Below are 18,353 nucleotides of genomic sequence, written 5' to 3' on the forward strand. Positions count from 1 at the left end.
GGTGTCTAGACACTATAAGGGGCAATTCCGCTTACATCTTAGCCACTTAAATCACATAGGTAAAAAAAAGGTGAGCCAACGCTCACCTTTTCTTATTTATGCTTAAAAGCTAACCACACTAAAGCGCGTGATTACTCGTCTAGGAAGCTACGCAGAGTTTCTGAGCGGCTTGGGTGACGAAGTTTACGTAGTGCTTTTGCTTCGATCTGACGGATACGCTCACGAGTTACGTCGAACTGCTTACCAACCTCTTCAAGAGTGTGGTCAGTGTTCATGTCGATACCGAAACGCATACGCAGTACTTTAGCTTCACGAGGTGTTAGGCCAGCAAGAACGTCTTTAGTAGCACCGCGCAGGCTTGTTGCCGTTGCTGAGTCTAAAGGTAGCTCTAGCGTTGTATCCTCGATGAAATCACCTAGATGCGAATCTTCGTCGTCACCGATTGGTGTCTCCATTGAGATTGGCTCTTTAGCGATTTTCAGTACTTTACGGATCTTGTCTTCAGGCATTTGCATGCGCTCAGCCAGCTCTTCCGGAAGTGGCTCACGACCCATCTCTTGCAGCATTTGACGAGAGATACGGTTTAGTTTGTTGATCGTTTCGATCATGTGAACCGGAATACGGATAGTACGAGCTTGGTCGGCAATCGAACGAGTGATTGCTTGACGGATCCACCAAGTAGCGTAAGTAGAGAACTTGTAACCACGACGGTATTCAAACTTATCTACGGCTTTCATCAGGCCGATGTTACCTTCTTGGATTAGATCCAGGAATTGTAGACCGCGGTTTGTGTACTTCTTAGCAATCGAGATTACTAGACGTAAGTTCGCTTCAACCATCTCTTTCTTCGCACGACGAGCTTTCGCTTCACCGATAGACATGCGACGGCTGATATCTTTGATGCTTTGAACAGTAAGAGACGTTTCACGTTCGATCATATCCAGTTTTTGGATAGAGCGACGGATGTCGTGCTCGTTACGTTTGATCTTTTCTGCGTATGGCTTGTCTGAAGCAAGAACTTCATCCAACCATGCTTCGCTAGATTCGTTGCCAGTAAATAGAGCAATGAAAGATTTCTTCGGCATTTTGCCGTACTCAACCGTTTGACGCATGATTAGGCGTTCTTGAGTACGTACACGATCCATAGAGTTACGCAGTTCGTTTACTAGGTAATCAAACTGTTTTGGTGTTAGACGGAACTCTTTGAATACGTCTTGCATCATTGTCGTTGCAAGCGTTGCTTTCGGGCTTTCATGGCCGTACTCGTTGATCGCTAGCTGACGGTTCTGGTAGCTAGTACGAAGCGCTGTGAACTTCTCAAGAGCAAGCTCAGGATCGATACCTGTATCTTCTTCTTCCTCTTCCTCGTCGTCTTCAGCGTCTTCTTTGTCTTCGTCTTCCAGATCAGTTTCAGCAAGTTCTGAACCGATGTGAGTCGCCGTTGGCGCAGCTGTGCCATCGTCGTCAGGGTCAACAAAGCCATTGATTAGGTCTGTTAAGCGAATCTCTTCTGCTTGTACGCGGTCAAACTGTTCCAAGATGTATGGAATAGTGCCAGGGTACTCAGCAACCGATAGTTGAACAGTATTGATACCATCTTCAATACGTTTCGCAATGTCGATTTCGCCTTCACGAGTCAGTAGTTCAACCGTACCCATTTCACGCATGTACATGCGAACTGGGTCAGTTGTACGGCCAATCTCGCTTTCTACGCTTGAAAGCGCAGCAGCTGCAGCTTCGGCTGCATCTTCATCTATATTGGCATCGTCATCATTAAGTGCTAGATCATCAGCATCAGGTGCAGTTTCAACTACCTTGATACCCATGTCGTTGATCATTTGAATGATGTCTTCTACCTGTTCAGAATCCACGATTTCTGCAGGTAGGTGGTCGTTTACTTCGGCGTAGGTCAGATAGCCTTGTTCCTTGCCTTTAATAACAAGTAATTTAAGCTGTGACTGCGGATTTTGATCCATAGATGATATCCAACTTCAGGTCTGGTGAAGGACGTTGCATTCTCAAATGCAAACCAATTATGTTAACAAATTTATTAAATGCTGACTAATCAAACAGGGTTACGCTTTTAGATCTAGCATTAAAGCTAGTAGCTCCCTTTTTTCTTCGGCTGATAAACCGACGCTTCTTGCTTTGGCCTGCAGGTTTTCAATTTGTTTTTCAACGCACTGGGCAAGTATGTTGTCCAATGAGTCTAAAAATATGTCTTCTTGATTGTCTTCGTCGAGGGGGATTTCCCAGCTCGCGAGACGAGACAGAAGAGCCTCATGTTTATTGTGTCGCCAATGCTCTAATAATTGGCCTGTGTTGATATGGGGATGCGCGTGGCATTTATCAAGTACTTCGACGAATAAACTTAGTCCAGGCAGCTGTAAGCCTTTGACACTTGATAAATCCGGTACCATATCAGCATAGCTCGGATTTTGGATAAGCAAAGCGATAACTTCACGCATTGGAGTGCGCTTTAGCTCTTTATGCGGTTGAGGTGTCGGGTTCTGTGTGTGAACACGCGCTCGTCGCAATTGGTTATCAAATCCAGTCCGCTCATCGAGCAGTTTTTCGAGCAGTTCTTGGAAGTAACTATCAGGAATCTTGTTAATCAAGGCGCTAGCGTGTGCACGCAGTGCTGACTTCCCTTCGGTTGTTCCCAAGTTTAACTTGTGTATTTCAATCAGGTTATCGAACAAATAGGTCGAAAGTGGTGTCGCATTTTGAACAAGCTGTTCGAAAGCGGCCTTACCATGTTCTCTAATATAGCTGTCTGGGTCTTCACCGTCTGGCAAGAACAGAAACTTAAGCGTGTTGCCGGTTTTTAGGTACTCAAGCGCGTTTTCTAGTGCGCGCCATGCGGCTTCTTTACCTGCTCGGTCACCATCGTAGCAACAAACCACGGTGCTGGTTTGACGGAACAACATTTGAACGTGGTCGCCAGTTGTCGAGGTGCCCAGTGATGCTACTGAGTAGTCGACACCATATTGCGCTAGTGCCACGACATCCATGTAACCTTCAACCACGAGTATTTGCGGCGGTTCACGGTAGGCTTGTAACACTTCATAAAGGCCGTAAAGCTCTTTACCTTTATGAAAGATAGGCGTTTCCGGCGAGTTCAGATATTTTGGTGTGCCGTCTTCTAGTACACGACCACCAAAACCAATCACACGGCCACGACGATCGCGAATCGGGAACATGACACGTCCACGGAATCGGTCGTATCGGTTGCCTTTATCGTTCTCGATTAACATACCGCCAGTCACGAGCATGTCTTGGGCTTCTTTCTGTTGGCCAAAGTTCTTGCGAACTAAGTCCCACTCATCGGCCACATAACCAATGCCAAACTTCTGGACGATTTCACCAGAAAGACCGCGATTCTTCAGATAATCAATCGCAGGCTTGTTGGCTGATATTTTCAGTTGAGAACGGTAAAAATTACTGATGCCGCCCATCAAGTCGTAGAGGTTACGTTTTTGTTCGCTGTTGGCTCTTGGTGTTGTTGATATCTCGCCGCTGCGCTGTTCTCTAGGAACATCAAGCCCTAAGAAAGAGGCAAGCTCTTCAATGGCTTCGACAAAATCGAGACGTTCGAACTCCATAATGAAGTCGATAGCATTACCGTGTACGCCACAACCAAAGCAGTGATAAAACTGTTTTTCTTGGCTTACGCTAAAAGAAGGGGTCTTTTCGTTGTGGAATGGGCAACAAGCACCATAGTTTTTGCCTTTTTTCTTAAGTTTCACGCGTGCGTCCACAATGTCGACAATGTCGAGACGCGCTAGGAGATCATCGATGAAACTACGCGGGATGTGTCCTGCCATAAAACCTTAGAAAAATGCACTAACTGAAAGTGTGGATAATAATAGTTTGAATAGGTTACAGATACAAACAAGCCGTGCGTTCCGAAGGATTGCACGGCTTGTTGCAATTTGATTTGGGATTAAGCGAGTTTAGAACGAACTAAACCACTAACTTTACCCATATCTGCACGCCCTTGAATTTGTGGTTTCAAGATAGCCATTACTTTACCCATGTCTTGCATGCCCGCAGGTTGAGCTTCGGCGATTGCGCTATCAAGTAGTGCAATAACTTCTTCATCAGTTAGCGGTTGAGGCATAAAGCCTTCAAGTACCGTAATTTCTGCTTTTTCCACGTCAGCAAGATCTTGACGATTTGCCGATTCATATTGAGCAACAGAATCGCGACGTTGCTTAACCATTTTAACTAATACAGCAAGAATGTCGTCGTCGTTCAGAGTGATCCGTTCGTCAACTTCACGTTGCTTAATTGCTGAAAGAGCTAAGCGGATAGTGCCAAGGCGCGGTTTGTCCTTGGCTTTCATCGCTAATTTTTGCTCTTCTTTGAGTTGTTCAATAAGAGCCATAACTCAGTCCTTATGGATTAAGTTATTAGTACAGGCGAACGCGACGTGCGTTTTCGCGAGCTAGCTTCTTAGCGTGACGCTTTTGAGCTGCTGCTTTAGCGCGTTTGCGAACTGTAGTTGGCTTTTCGTAGTGCTCGCGACGGCGAACTTCAGAAAGGATACCTGCTTTTTCACAAGAGCGCTTGAAACGACGTAGTGCAACGTCGAACGGTTCGTTTTCACGTACTTTAACTATTGGCATATGCCTTTCACCTCAGGGGTTATTCATTATCGCTGACTACTCAGTACCAAATCAGAGAAGTTACCCATTGAGCTAACTCTCTATTTGCGTTTGGCCATTAACCAGCTTGATCAAAAATGGTGCGGAATTTTAATCCGATCACAGTGGCTTTGTAAAGCACTTTGTCGATTATAGTCTGTACAATATTTGTTTGAAGAGCTTAGGCAGGGTAATATTGCGCTAATTTCCCATTTTAGACGAAAGCGTGCCGAGAAAATTATGCGCATTATTGGTATTGAAACCTCTTGTGATGAAACAGGAATCGCGATTTATGATGATGAGCAAGGGCTGCTTTCTCATCAATTATATAGCCAAGTAAAGCTGCACGCCGATTACGGTGGTGTGGTGCCTGAGCTAGCTTCGCGTGACCACGTGAAAAAAACAATTCCTCTTATTAAAGCGGCATTAGCAGAAGCAAACCTAACGTCGAAAGATATTGATGGTGTGGCTTACACAGCTGGCCCTGGCTTGGTTGGCGCACTGCTTGTAGGTGCAACAATTGGCCGAAGCATTGCTTACGCGTGGGGCGTGCCTGCTGTGCCTGTTCACCATATGGAAGGTCACCTTCTTGCGCCAATGCTAGAAGATAACCCCCCACCATTCCCATTTGTGGCTCTGCTCGTTTCTGGTGGTCACACTATGATGGTAGAAGTGAAAGGCATCGGTGAATACCGAATCCTGGGTGAATCTATTGATGATGCGGCAGGTGAAGCGTTTGATAAAACCGCGAAACTGATGGGCTTAGATTACCCTGGTGGTCCACTGCTATCTCGCTTGGCGGAAAAAGGCACTCCGGGTCGTTTTAAGTTCCCGCGCCCTATGACTGATCGTCCGGGTCTGGATATGAGCTTTTCTGGCCTTAAGACGTTCGCAGCGAATACTATTCGTGATAACGAGAATGATGACCAGACTCGTGCTGATATCGCCTACGCGTTCCAAGAAGCTGTTTGTGCAACCTTAGTCATTAAGTGTAAGCGTGCTTTGGTAGAAACTGGCATGAAACGTATAGTGATTGCAGGCGGTGTAAGTGCCAACAAACAACTGCGCGTAGAGCTTGAGGCTCTTGCTAAGAAAATCGGTGGTGAGGTGTATTACCCACGCACTGAGTTCTGTACCGATAACGGTGCGATGATCGCTTATGCGGGCATGCAACGCCTGAAGAATGGCGAAACGGCTGATTTGTCTGTTCATGCCACACCACGTTGGCCAATTGACCAATTAGAGCCAATTGCGTAATACATCAAAATGTTTCGATAAACGGTCGCCGAGTGCGGCCGTTTTTATATCCTAGCTTACCGACTGTATGTCGATAAATAATTGCTGATAGATATTAGGGAAGAAAATGAACAAGTTCACAGTAGAAAGTCAATCGATGGCGTACCTAGATGAAGGTCAAGGCCCTGTTGTTGTACTAGGCCACAGCTACCTTTGGGATAGTGCAATGTGGAAGCCGCAGATCGAAGCTCTAAAAGCTCAATATCGCTGTATTGTTCCAGAGCTTTGGGCTCATGGTGAGTCTCAAGCTGCACCAACTTCAATGCGTAACCTGAAAGATTACGCTCAGCACGTTTTGGCTCTGCTTGATCATTTAGACATTGAAGAATTTTCAGTGGTTGGCTTATCGGTTGGCGGTATGTGGGGTACTGAGTTAGCGGAACTTGCACCTGCACGTATCAAGTCTTTGGTACTGATGGATACCTTCGTGGGCTTAGAGCCAGAAGTCGCGCACGCTAAATACTTCAATATGCTAGATACCATCACTCAAACTAAGATGGTTCCTCAACCGATTGTTGAAGCGGTTGTTCCACTGTTCTTTGCTAATGATGCTCAAACCAACACACCAGCTTTAGTGGAAGGTTTTACTCAGCAGTTATCAGCTCTTGAAGGCGAAAACGCGGAAGAAGTAGCACGAATTGGTCGAATGGTGTTTGGGCGTCGCGATATGATTGAATCGGTAGAGAACTTCGCACTGCCTGTTTTGATTGCTGTAGGTCAAGAAGACAAGCCGCGTCCGGTACTTGAGTCATACTTAATGCACGATTGTATTACGGGCAGTGAATTAGTGGTGATTCCTGGTGCAGGTCATATTAGCTCGCTAGAGCAACCAGAGTTTGTGAACACAATGTTGAAGACGTTTTTAGATAAACATCTGCTGTAAGCTTTAAAATACGGAATATTATGATTCGGCTTAGACGCGACAGTTTAAGCCGATTTTTTTTGTCCGAGTTTTGGTTCGCTGCCATCGAGTAGGCGTCGAATATTCTGATGGTGACGTAGCACAATCAAACAGCACAACATGGCCACAGGCAGTGTGTATTGAGGTTTGACTAACCAAGCGTAGAAAGGCGCAAGTAGCACGGTGACCAGTGCCGCCAAAGAAGAGTAACGAAACAAAAATGCGACCACTAACCATGTCGCCATAATCATGCCTGTTAGATCGAATCCGATTGGGGCGATAGCTCCGAGCGCGGTTGCGACGCCTTTACCTCCTTTAAAGTGGAAGAAAATCGGATACATATGACCAAGACACGCCGCAATTGCGACAACCCCTAATATTATGGGATCGATTTTGAGGTAATAGCCAAGCCAGACGGGGATGGTGCCTTTAAGCATGTCACACAGGAGGACGGCTGCTGCTGCGCCTTTACCACCAACGCGCAGTACATTGGTGGCTCCCGGGTTATTGGAGCCCACCGTTCTAGGATCAGGAAGTCTTAAGACTCGGCATATCAAGACCGCACTAGAGATTGAACCTAACAAATAGGCTGCAATGATCATGATTAGTGCCAATGGGGTCATGTCTTTCCTTAAACGGTTATAAGCCTAACGATGGGAAAATAATGCTCAATCCAAGAGTAATTGATATCATATCTCGAATTACGCAAATAATACGTTTTTTTCCCCAATATGGGTATCCGACCTCTAAAAGGACAAGTCATGGCACTGGATAAAGTTTTCATTGAACAGTTAGAAGTAATTACAACGATCGGTGTTTACGATTGGGAACAAGAGATCAAACAAAAACTTGTGCTTGATATTGAGATGGCTCATGACAACCGTCCAGCTGGTAAGAGTGATGATGTGGTTGATGCTTTGGATTACTCGACAGTGAGTACAGCCGTGCTTGACCACATTGCGAATGGCCGATTTTTGTTGGTGGAGCGTGTGGCTGAAGAAGTCGCTGAATTGATCATGACTCAATTCTCTGTGCCTTGGATTAAAATCCGCTTGGCTAAACCTGGCGCTGTGCCTCAAGCAAAAGCCGTTGGCGTGATCATCGAACGAGGTCAAGCATGACAGTAGCCTATGTTGGTGTTGGCACGAACATAGACCGCGACAAGCATGCAAGGGTGGCATGGACAGAGCTTCAATCGTTAGGAACTAACCTTAAATGCTCTAAAATCTATCACTGTGAGCCTGTGGGTTTTAATAGCCATCCGTTTTATAACTTTGTGATAGAGCTCGACACGTCACTCCCATTGACTGATTTTTCACAGCAGTTGCGTAAAATTGAGTTTAAATGGGGTCGCTCTCAAGATGCGCACAAACTACAAGATCGAAAGCTCGATCTTGATATTGTGCTGTTTGGAGAGATGGTTTCTGATAGCGATCCAGAACTACCACGCAGTGATATCTATAAATATCCTTTTGTAACACAACCGCTTTATGATCTTTGTCCTGCGAGAGTGATCCCGCAAGACGGAAGAACCGTTAGTGAAATATGGCAGAAGATGCAGCAATTAGATTCGCTCTCTGTCGTAGATATAAAACTATAATTTTTAAGGTAAGTAATGAGTTATTTTGAAGCGTTTATATTGGCGTTGGTGCAAGGCTTTACTGAGTTTTTACCTATTTCCAGTTCTGCACACCTAATCCTTCCTTCTGCTGTTTTAGGTTGGGAAGATCAAGGCTTGGCATTTGATGTTGCTGTTCACGTCGGTACGTTGGCTGCCGTGGTTATCTATTTCCGTAAAGAAGTGGTATCTCTATTGAGCGCATTCTTTGGTTCAGTGTTTAAAGGGGATCGCAGTAAAGAAGCGAAGTTAGCGTGGATGATTATTCTCGCGACGATTCCTGCGTGTATCTTTGGTTTGTTGATGAAGGATATTGTTGAGCTTTACCTACGTAGTGCGTGGGTGATTGCGACAACCACAATTATCTTTGGTCTGTTGCTATGGTGGGTGGATAAAAACTCAAGCCTACGTGATGATGAGTACCAAGCGGGTTGGAAAAAGGCACTATTTATTGGTCTTGCTCAAGCAATGGCGATCATCCCGGGTACGTCTCGTTCTGGCGCAACCATTACCGCAGCACTGTACCTTGGCTTTACTCGTGAAGCCGCAGCTCGATTCTCTTTCTTGATGTCTATCCCAATCATCACTCTGGCTGGTGGTTACTTGGGTCTGAAGTTAGTGACTAGCGGTGACCCAATCCATGTTGGTACTTTGCTAACGGGTATCGTGGTTTCTTTCATTAGTGCTTATATCTGTATCCACTTCTTCTTGAAGCTTATCTCTCGTATGGGTATGACACCATTCGTTATCTACCGCCTGATTTTAGGTTGTGGCCTGTTTGCCTTCTTAATGATGCAGTAGAAAGTGCTTATCTAGCACACGACAGGTTGAAACGAAAAACCCGCTTAGTCGCGGGTTTTTTTATGTGTTTTAGTTAGCGCGGTAACAATTAACTAGTCGCGAGTTCTGCTAAGGCGCTCTCAATTGCGGCAGCTCTGCGTTTTTCTTGCTCTTCTCGAATGTCTTTGCCTTTGAAGCCATCGGCAATGATTGCTTTCACTTCGACTTGAAGAGCTGCTTGGTAAGCGACTTCAAAACGCGCTTTTTGAGGATATGGCTGATCTTCTAATCCTTTGCGACCAGCGTGATCGGCTTGGCAGCAAAGTAGAATGTCGTTGAGCCTATCTGGTTTACGCCAAACATCGAATTTGTTGAGAACCTTAAGAAAGGTGGTTGGCTTTAGTTCACCTGCACGATGAATGTTTGAGTGCTGCTCACACACCAGTAGCGCCAAGTCGCGAAACTCATTAGGCACTCTTACTCGCTCACACAGTTTCTTAATGATCTTAACACCTGTGTGGCAATGCATTTTGTGGCTTGGCCACTCACTCTCTGGCGTGACACCTTTGCCTAAGTCATGCACTTGAGCGGCAAAACGCACCGGCAGTGATGAGCTTAATAGCGCAGCTTGCTGAGCAACCATTAGAGTATGAATGCCCGTGTCGATTTCTGGGTGCCATTTCTCGGGTTGAGGGACGCCAAATAGGGCGTTAATCTCGGGCAAAACAACGGTTAATGCACCGCACTCTTTTAATACAGAAAGGAAGATTTCAGGGTGCGGTGTACTAAGAGACTTGTGCCACTCTTGCCAAACTCGTTCGGCAGTAAGATGAGCAAGTTCTCCTGATTCAACGATTGTAGCCATCATGCTCATAGTTTCAGGTGCAACGCTAAAACCGAGGTGATGAAGTTTGGCGGCGAAGCGAGCCACACGCAGCACACGCAGTGGATCTTCAACAAAGGCATCAGAGACATGTCTAAGAATACGATCTGAGAGATCTTGTTGGCCGTGGTAAGGATCGTGAAGATTGCCTTCGTCATCTTGTGCGATGGCGTTGATCGTTAGATCGCGGCGCATCAGATCTTCTTCCAAACTCACGTCTGGAGCGAAGTAACATTCGAAGCCTGTATAGCCAGAGCCTGATTTTCTCTCGGTGCGAGCTAGTGCGTGCTCTTCCTTGGTTTTTGGATGCAAGAATACAGGGAAGTCTTTCCCCACCGCAGTGAAGCCAAGGCTTTCCATCTCTTGAGGGGTACTGCCGACCACGACCCAATCTCTATCATAGCTATCAATGTTGAGTAGCTTATCGCGCACTGCCCCACCGACTAGAAAGCGCTGTAGCCCATTCTCTTTTGGTAGGCTATCGTATATTTGCAACTTATCACCTCGAAATGTTTTATCACTGCTGGACTTTACAGCAAGCAATGGTACTTTCCATTAATCGTAATTATAGGGCAGCACATGTATAAGGAATATTTTGGCTTCGTTGAGATGCCATTTTCGATTGTACCAAATTCTCGCTACTTGTTTTTGAGTCAGCGCCACCAAGAAGCGATGCAGAACCTACAAGCCGGTTTAGGCGAGGGTGGGGGCTTTGCGATGCTTACTGGTGAGGTTGGTACGGGGAAAACAACGGTTGCTAAGGCGATGTTGTCTTCACTGGATAGCCATACTCAGGCTGGCCTTATACTTAACCCTACGTTTTCCAATACGGATTTACTCGAAGCTATCTGCGATGAGTTTGAGGTCGATTACCCTGAGCAAGCATCGCTCAAGCAGCTGAGCCAAGCTATTCATCATTTTCTGCTGGATAGCCATGCCGAAGGCATTCAAACCTTATTGGTGATCGATGAAGCCCAACATCTCGCAGCTGATGTATTGGAGCAGCTACGCCTTTTAACAAACTTGGAAACCGACAGTCGTAAGTTGTTAAAAGTACTGTTGGTTGGCCAACCTGAACTACAACAGCACTTGCAGACTACACAACTGCGTCAACTCGCTCAGCGCATCACTGGTCGCTATCACTTACTGCCTCTTAATACAGAAGAAACGGGCAAGTACATCGCATTTCGTTTGGAGACGGCGGGTGGAGAGCAGATGTTGTTTTCGAACCGTTCAATCAAGCTGATCGCTCAATATACTCATGGTATTCCAAGGCTCATTAACTTGGTGTGTGATAAAGCGCTGCAGTTAGCTTTTCATGATGGCGAGCAGTTACCGAGCAATGAAACGGTTAACCGAGCCTGCCAGCAGGTTATGTCCTTTCAGGCTGATGTGTATCACGTCGAGAAACCTCGAACTTCGCATGTCGCGTCCAAGATATTCCAGTACGCTGGGATTGCAACGTTAAGCGTCGGTCTTGCGGTTGCGACCTTTAACTTCGCTCCAACCTATATAAATTCGTGGTTGCCTGCGGATACTGCAAATGAAGTTAGAACTGAAGTGGCTGCGCGCACTCAGCGTTCATTGGTGGCTGATGCCCCTATGGTGGCTGTTGAGCCAAAGACGACTAAGTTTGAGTTGCCATACCACATCCAACAACACTTAATGCAGGGCACCAATCGCTCTCTTGCGATCAAGGATTTGTACACGCTCTGGGGATATCAATCTTCACTGCGTGATGGCTTGTGCTTAAGTGAGCCACAAAGTGTCTTTGTGTGCGAGCAGCAGCAGGCCAATTTGGATACATTGCTACAGCTAGGCGTGCCTGTGGTACTTAATCTCGACATAGAGAAAAAATCAGTGTTTGCTGTGCTGTATGGCGTATCTGAAGATTCTGTCGAATTGCTGGTTAATGAAAAGCTATTGGTGATGCCGAAACAGTCCTTAGAGCAAATCTGGCAAGGCGATTATGTCGCTATTTGGAAACAGCCGTTGCGAGAGACGCTGAAAGAGGGTTATCAAGGTGAAGCGGTTGCTCTACTTGATTTGTTACTGTCTGAGGTGTTGGGAGAGGGTGTGTCTGGCAGTGACGTATTTGATTATGAGTTAAAAATGAAAATCGAAGCGTTTCAAACCTGGCAGGGTATGTCTGTTGATGGCATCGCAGGTAAGCGCACCTTAGCAAGATTGCAGAGATTAGCTCAACTCGATTCGCCTAAGTTGATGTCACTAGAAGGGGGCGAAAGCTAATGTCACGTATTATGCATGATCTTAAACAGTCGTCTCACCATCAGTCTTCTATTAATCAGCACTCTCTTAGCAAACCAAGCTTCAAAGGCTATCAGAATCATCATGTTCCTAATTCTACAAAAGGGATGAACAACAAACGAGGTTCATCCCTAGCGATGGGGCTAATCTTAATCTTGGTTCCTTCTTTGTTAGTGGGGGGAGTTTTGACTTATCAATCGTATAGCCAACAACAAGAAGCCGCGAGCAAAACAACTAAGGTAACTCTGCCAGAGTCAACGACTCAATCAAACGTTGAGCCTGAAATTGCTGATGCTGATATAGCAAGCATGGATGCAGTGCCTGAGGAAGTAGATGCACTGTTTGCCGTTCGTCCAGCACCAGCAAGCCAGCCGTTGAAAGCACTGCCACGCCAAGAAATGTATGCACAGATTGATTCAGGCGCTAATAGTGCAAATACCGCTGGTGGTTCAGCAGTGATCGTAGCGAGTGCTGATAACAACACCCAAATGGCAGCAAGCTCTGAGTCGTCACCTGTTCAACCAACCGTTCAGTCAAGCGCGAGTGATGAAACGAGAGATCAACCATCAAATAGTGACTTACAATCGGACAGTGATCTGCTGCAAGGGCTAGACCTCAGTGAGTTGCCACCCGATTTGGCATTGAAGCTTGAATCTATCATGGGGGACCAACAAAGCACTCCTGAGCCGATGGACTCTAGACCGGCAGGGCAAAGAGGCTCACAGGTCATTGAGTTGGAAACGCATACCAACAGCTTATCTGGCGTATTGCCTAAGTTAGATCTACAAACTCATATGTATTCAAGCAGCGAAACTAAGCGTTGGGTAAAAGTGAACGGGCAAGAAGTGGCGCAAGGAGATTGGATTGGGCAAGACATTCAATTACTTGAGATTAAGCCGCAATCGGTAATTATAGAGTTCAATCAGCAGAAGATAGAAATCCCCGCTCTGTACGAGTGGAAAGGCTAGGGCGTGTTGACCTTTCGTGGTTAAATTTTGTTCGAGATAAAAGCGTTTTAATCGCGGCGAGGGGGAAGTAACCTAGTCATTCTAAGCAAATCTCCCTCAACAAAGAGTAAAACGCTTTTAGCCGAACCCTTCGGGCAGCGTTTGCTGGTCATTTCTACTACGTTATCGGCTTCTCATGTAGGCTAGCTACACATCAAAGCCTCTGCCTTGTATAAATACCCAGCAACTCGCTGCAAAAATCAGCTCGAAAGATCAACACGCCCTAATGAGTTCTACAGGCATCTAGATAACAGACAAATAAAAAGGAGCACCTAGGTGCTCCTTTTTGATATTCGATACTGAATTTACTGTACCTGATACAAGCGTTAAGTCTACGCCCAACCGTTTGGTGACTTTCTGCGACGAGGCATGATGTGTGGCAGAACAAGGCCAAGAAGTAGACCAATACCCGCAACACCACCACCGTACATGAAGTACTTTAATAGTAGGTCGTCTTTTTGAGTGTCTAGCTTAGCACGTAGTTCACGGTTCTCTGTTTGAGAGCTCGTCAGCTGCTGGCTAATTTCACTGTAGTTCTGTTCTAGTTCAGCAATCTGCTTGTTACGAGAATCTAGAGAGCTTGCTAGGCCAGCTTTTTCGCTGTCAGCACTCTGACGAGCGTTCGCTAGCTTGCCTTTAACTTCTGTCAGCTCTTTCTCTAGCTTAGGCATACGCAGTGCCATGCTTTCTTTTGTGCTTACAAACTTGCTTTCAACCCAACCCTTACGGCCACGGTTGTCTTGAATTTGGGTGTAACCTGTACTCTTGTTAGTTTGTAGGTATGTAATCTTTTCACCAGCATCAACACTACCTATGATACGGAAGGTGTTGTTTGGGCCAGAATGCATATAAGTAAATAGTTTGTCAGCAATATAACGGTCTTGTGCAAAGGCAGCTGGAGCCGCAAGCATTGCGAACAAAACTAAGCTAATCAGTTTTTTCACAGTAAATCCCTTAACGATTCAAATTGGGTAGGCGTATGAGTCAGCCTCAATCAGCAAATAATATTTAGTTTCTTTATGCGGTGCAACAAAGAAGGGAGGCAAAGCCTCCCTTTCTGTGCGTTTGAGTCAATAATGACATGGCATTTACATATCGTTACTGAAGCTCACACTATTCTGACGCTAGTATTCACTAACGCAGTCGCGATTACATAGTAAACGCAGCTTGAATTCCGTAGAAGAACACAACAGCAAGTAGAGCACCTGCAGGCAGTGTCACAATCCAAGAAGCCACGATATTACGTACAACGCCTAAGTTTAGTGCTGCGATACCACGAGCAAAACCAACACCTAATACTGCACCAACGAGCGTTTGTGTAGTAGAGATTGGAAGGCCAGTACCTGAAGCTAGTACAACAGTACATGCAGTTGCAAGTTGTGCAGCAAAGCCACGGCTAGGTGTTAATTCTGTAATACCAGTACCAACGGTTGCCATTACTTTATGACCCATTGTTGCAAGACCAACAACGATACCGAAACCACCTAGAGGAAGAATCCACCATGCGATAGTACTTTTACCTGTGATTTCACCCATGTGCTCAACGGTTGATACAACAGCAGACAGTGGACCAATCGCGTTTGCAACGTCGTTTGAACCGTGAGCAAATGCCATCGCACAAGCTGTAATAACCATTAGGACAGAGAAGATGCCTTCAACACCTGCAAAGCCGTGGTCTTCTTCGCGGTTAGCAAATTTCTTCTGGATGTATAGGTAACCGCCGATCATTACAAGCGCAGAAACGCCAGCAGCCCAAACCCATGCTTCAGTATTGCTTAAGTGAAGACCTACGTGCTTAAGACCTTTTTTGATGGTTACAAGTGCAATTACCATTGTTGTAATGAACATGTAAACCGGTACAAAACGCTTCGCGTTAAATAGCGGGTTCTCAGTATCAAAAATCAGTCGTTGAGCACTTACAAATATGACGTAAGCGAAGAAGCCGGAAATCACGGGTGTGATAATCCAACTACCCACAATACCTTGAACACTGTTCCAGTCTACGGCTTCAGTACCTACAGAAACACAAGCAAAACCGATGATTGCACCGATGATTGAGTGAGTCGTAGAAACAGGCCAGCCCATGTAAGAAGCTAGAAGTAGCCATGTACCTGCAGCCAAAAGAGCTGACATCATGCCGAACACAAGTACATCAGGCTGATGAGCAAATAGAGAAGTTTCGATAACACCTTTACGGATCGTGTCTGTTACTTCGCCGCCCGCAAGGTAAGCACCTGCGAATTCAAAGATCATTGCGATAATGATCGCTTGTTTAACGGTTAGAGCTTTAGAGCCTACTGAGGTGCCCATTGCGTTCGCAACGTCATTTGCACCAATACCAATAGCCATCAAGAAACCGAAAGCTGCTGCAACAATAATCAGGACAGTGCCGTAGTTAGCAAGGATATCCATCGTAATACCTAGTTGTTTGATAACAAGCGGAGCAAATTTAGACGCAAAAAACCGCTCAGCGAGAGAAATACTCAGCGCATAAGTGGTTTGTTCAAAAAATGCTCTTCGTTATATGGTTAACGTATGATTTAAGATCGAGAAAGCATTACTTCAAGACGAGCGCCTACACGCTGTGCTTGATCTGCAATACCACCAACCCATTCAAGAATTTTGTATAAGAACATGATATCAACTGGATTCAGATCGCCTTCAATTGCCATTAGTTGTTGGCGTAATTCGATCTGCATCGCATCCGTGTCATCTTCAATTACATCTAATTGATGAATCATTTCGGCAACGAGTGTTACTTCACGGCCTTTAAAGCCAGTCTCAAGTAATTCGTCTAATTCATTGATTACGTTTTGTGCTTGGTTCGCTGCATCTAGACAACGTTTAACGTAAGCGATGAAGTTTTCTTGCATAGGAGCAGGAATGACAAGTTGACGACCATATACACGGCCAGCAATGTCTTTCGCTAGGTTTGCGAGTTTGTCTTGTTGCGTTAATAGCTCCAACATATCGGTGCGATCAACTGGCATAAACAAACCACGAGGAAGTTTAAGGCGAATTTCACGTTTTAGTACGTCAGCTTCTTTCTCAAGGTGAGAAATTTGAGCTCGAATTTCTGATGCTTTTTCCCAGTCACCTTTTGAAGAAACTTCAAAGAAATTAACTAGGTGAGAACAACATTCGTTCACGCATACTACGTGACGCTGCAAAGGTTTAATTGGGGACTTTGCAAATAACCCCATAATTGTATTTACTGGCATGGTCATCCAACCTAATAAATAATAACCTTAAAACAACATACACCATATTCATGGTGAAATGTTAAGCGATGGCTACAAAGTCGCGCATGTTAACCTAATCAATCTCTCATTAAAACTGTTTTAGATCATCATAAGGGCGATATTTCTGACTTGCCGACTTTTCAAATTGGCAATATCCTGTCCCTATCTTCACAGAAAGGTATAACTATGGAAACCGAGATAGAACTGAAGTTTTTTGTTTCTCCTGAATTTTCAGAGACTTTACGCAATAAAATTGCTGAAACTAAAGTACTTCAGCACAGTTGTCGTGAGCTAGGTAACATCTACTTTGACACCGCTGACAACTGGCTACGTAAGCACGATACTGGCTTACGCATTCGACGCTTTGATGACGTATTTGTACAAACCGTAAAGACAGCGGGTCGTGTGGTTGCTGGCCTGCATCAAAGGCCTGAATACAATGCAGAACACGACAGCAACGAACCTAAGCTAACCCTGCACCCAGAGGATATCTGGCCAGTAGGTAAAGACATCGAAACGTTGCAAGCTGAACTGACTCCTCTGTTTTCGACTAACTTCACACGTGAGCAGTGGCTGATAGGCATGCCTGATGGTAGCCAAGTCGAGGTCGCATTTGATCAAGGCTTCGTTGAATCAGGCGACCTGCAAGAACCGATTTGCGAAGTTGAACTAGAACTTAAATCCGGTCAAACGGATGCGCTATTTACACTGTCTCGTCAATTCTGCGAGCAAGGTGGCATGCGTTTGGGTAACCTAAGTAAAGCTGCTAAGGGTTACCGCCTTGCTCAAGGTTATCAAGGAGATGAAGTTACTCCTTTGACTTTAGTTGATACTGACAAAAGTGATACCGTTGAATCGTGTTTCATTCAATCTTTAGAGCATGCTCTCGCTCATTGGCACTATCACGAGCAGATTTTCACCGAGCGCCAATCGATTGAAGCGTTGCATGAGATCAGTCACTCGCTCAGTTTTATTCGTCAAACCTTCACTATCTATGGTGGCATTGTTCCAAGACGCGCAAGTGCTATTTTACGTCAAGAGTTGAAGTGGCTTGAGCAAGAGCTCGATTGGCTGAAAAGCTATGATCACTTCGAAGACTTGCTAGAAGATAAAGGCCACGTGCTACGTAAATTGGATGCGCGTAAGTTCTTAGTCGCTGAGCTTAAAGAGATGCAAGAGCAACTGCCTGATCGTGAAGAGCTGCTTACCTTGTTGAGCTCTGCTCGTTACACCGGTTTATTGTTAGATCTGAGCCGTTGGATCTTGTCTCGTGGCTGGCAACCTTTCTTAGATGAGAAAGCGCGTGAGCAAATGGGTCGTGGTATCGAATGGTTTTCTGTGCAGCAACTCGATCGCACATGGGCAGACTTGATGGAAGCTTTCCCACCAGAGCGAGTGATGACCAGCCAAGCGTATATTGAACAACAATACCGTTTGATGCGTAATCTGTATTCTGGCGTTGGTTTTGCGAGTTTGTATGATGACGCGGAGCGAAACAGCTTCCGCTTGCCATGGGCCGATATGGTCCAAGGTATTGATGACTTGCTGGCACTTAAAACATTAGAGCCTTTGACTGAAAAGTTGGAAGGTGATGAAAAGCTTCAGCTAGAGCGTTGGTTGGCTCGTCAAGAAGTATCTATTCTGCATGCGATGGAGCAGACACGCCAAATTAGTGTTGAGGTTGAGCCATACTGGCAAGACTAAGCTCA

Annotated in this window: 17 protein-coding genes; 8 read left to right on the forward strand and 9 right to left on the reverse strand. The window is 45.5% G+C overall.

Annotation, left to right across the window (positions count from 1 at the left end; genetic code table 11):
• Positions 1-131: 131 nt before the first annotated feature.
• From rpoD to rpsU, 4 genes are all read right to left on the reverse strand, one after another.
• Positions 132-1,976, reverse strand: coding sequence for an RNA polymerase sigma factor RpoD (gene rpoD / locus BCT34_RS10025; protein ID WP_017061407.1), 1,845 nt, complete (start codon positions 1,974-1,976; stop codon positions 132-134).
• A 99-nt stretch (positions 1,977-2,075) separates the two neighbouring features.
• Entirely contained in the window at positions 2,076-3,827 is a 1,752-nt protein-coding gene (gene dnaG / locus BCT34_RS10030) for a DNA primase (protein ID WP_076654483.1), read from the reverse strand.
• 119 nt (positions 3,828-3,946) lie between these two features.
• Positions 3,947-4,390: a GatB/YqeY domain-containing protein gene (locus BCT34_RS10035; protein WP_017069475.1), complete on the reverse strand. Its 444-nt coding sequence runs from the start codon at positions 4,388-4,390 to the stop codon at positions 3,947-3,949.
• Positions 4,391-4,415: 25 nt separating this feature from the next.
• Positions 4,416-4,631 carry a 30S ribosomal protein S21 gene (gene rpsU, locus BCT34_RS10040; RefSeq protein WP_004396009.1) on the reverse strand — a complete coding sequence of 72 codons (216 nt, stop codon included), beginning with the start codon at positions 4,629-4,631 and terminating at the stop codon, positions 4,416-4,418.
• 258 nt (positions 4,632-4,889) lie between these two features.
• Here rpsU and tsaD point away from each other — a divergent pair, with 258 nt between their 5' ends.
• Together tsaD and BCT34_RS10050 are read left to right on the forward strand one after the other, a co-directional pair.
• Positions 4,890-5,906: a tRNA (adenosine(37)-N6)-threonylcarbamoyltransferase complex transferase subunit TsaD gene (gene tsaD, locus BCT34_RS10045; protein WP_076654482.1), complete on the forward strand. Its 1,017-nt coding sequence runs from the start codon at positions 4,890-4,892 to the stop codon at positions 5,904-5,906.
• Positions 5,907-6,012: 106 nt separating this feature from the next.
• Entirely contained in the window at positions 6,013-6,828 is an 816-nt protein-coding gene (locus BCT34_RS10050) for an alpha/beta hydrolase (RefSeq protein ID WP_076654481.1), read from the forward strand.
• A 44-nt stretch (positions 6,829-6,872) separates the two neighbouring features.
• On the opposite strand, the gene plsY is transcribed toward BCT34_RS10050, so the two are convergent.
• A complete protein-coding gene (plsY, locus tag BCT34_RS10055) occupies positions 6,873-7,469 on the reverse strand; it encodes a glycerol-3-phosphate 1-O-acyltransferase PlsY (protein ID WP_009847793.1) in 597 nt (198 codons plus the stop codon).
• A gap of 138 nt (positions 7,470-7,607) precedes the next feature.
• Here plsY and folB point away from each other — a divergent pair, with 138 nt between their 5' ends.
• The 3 genes from folB to BCT34_RS10070 are packed head-to-tail and all read left to right on the forward strand — an operon-like array spanning position 7,608 to position 9,265.
• Entirely contained in the window at positions 7,608-7,967 is a 360-nt protein-coding gene (folB, locus tag BCT34_RS10060; protein ID WP_004735969.1) for a dihydroneopterin aldolase, read from the forward strand.
• Entirely contained in the window at positions 7,964-8,446 is a 483-nt protein-coding gene (gene folK, locus BCT34_RS10065) for a 2-amino-4-hydroxy-6-hydroxymethyldihydropteridine diphosphokinase (protein ID WP_076654480.1), read from the forward strand. The genes folB and folK overlap by 4 nt, the downstream gene beginning before the upstream one ends.
• A gap of 15 nt (positions 8,447-8,461) precedes the next feature.
• Complete coding sequence (locus BCT34_RS10070; protein ID WP_076654479.1) at positions 8,462-9,265, forward strand: undecaprenyl-diphosphate phosphatase; 804 nt, start codon at positions 8,462-8,464, stop codon at positions 9,263-9,265.
• Positions 9,266-9,353: 88 nt separating this feature from the next.
• Here BCT34_RS10070 and BCT34_RS10075 read toward each other — a convergent pair whose 3' ends face one another.
• On the reverse strand, positions 9,354-10,670 hold the full coding sequence (locus BCT34_RS10075; RefSeq protein ID WP_076654478.1) for a multifunctional CCA addition/repair protein: 1,317 nt from the start codon (positions 10,668-10,670) through the stop codon (positions 9,354-9,356).
• A 36-nt stretch (positions 10,671-10,706) separates the two neighbouring features.
• Between BCT34_RS10075 and BCT34_RS10080 the strand changes: the two genes are divergently transcribed.
• A complete protein-coding gene (locus BCT34_RS10080; RefSeq protein WP_174571150.1) occupies positions 10,707-12,377 on the forward strand; it encodes an ExeA family protein in 1,671 nt (556 codons plus the stop codon).
• Entirely contained in the window at positions 12,377-13,363 is a 987-nt protein-coding gene (locus BCT34_RS10085; protein WP_076654476.1) for a general secretion pathway protein GspB, read from the forward strand. Before BCT34_RS10080 ends, BCT34_RS10085 begins: the two co-directional genes overlap by 1 nt.
• 371 nt (positions 13,364-13,734) lie before the next feature.
• Here the strand turns inward: BCT34_RS10085 and BCT34_RS10095 are convergent, their stop codons facing one another.
• From BCT34_RS10095 to BCT34_RS10105, 3 genes are all read right to left on the reverse strand, one after another.
• The gene (locus BCT34_RS10095) at positions 13,735-14,346 is read right to left on the reverse strand and encodes a TIGR04211 family SH3 domain-containing protein (protein ID WP_019826861.1); all 612 of its coding nucleotides are present in this window, start codon (positions 14,344-14,346) and stop codon (positions 13,735-13,737) included.
• Positions 14,347-14,551: 205 nt separating this feature from the next.
• Entirely contained in the window at positions 14,552-15,814 is a 1,263-nt protein-coding gene (locus BCT34_RS10100; RefSeq protein ID WP_076651465.1) for an inorganic phosphate transporter, read from the reverse strand.
• A 128-nt stretch (positions 15,815-15,942) separates the two neighbouring features.
• Positions 15,943-16,623 carry a TIGR00153 family protein gene (locus tag BCT34_RS10105; protein WP_010434644.1) on the reverse strand — a complete coding sequence of 227 codons (681 nt, stop codon included), beginning with the start codon at positions 16,621-16,623 and terminating at the stop codon, positions 15,943-15,945.
• A gap of 207 nt (positions 16,624-16,830) precedes the next feature.
• On the opposite strand from BCT34_RS10105, the gene BCT34_RS10110 reads away from it, so the two are divergent.
• Positions 16,831-18,348 carry an inorganic triphosphatase gene (locus BCT34_RS10110; RefSeq protein ID WP_076651464.1) on the forward strand — a complete coding sequence of 506 codons (1,518 nt, stop codon included), beginning with the start codon at positions 16,831-16,833 and terminating at the stop codon, positions 18,346-18,348.
• Positions 18,349-18,353: the final 5 nt, after the last annotated feature.

The organism is Vibrio sp. 10N.261.45.E2, from assembly GCF_002875705.1.
Taxonomy (GTDB): Bacteria; Pseudomonadota; Gammaproteobacteria; order Enterobacterales; family Vibrionaceae; genus Vibrio.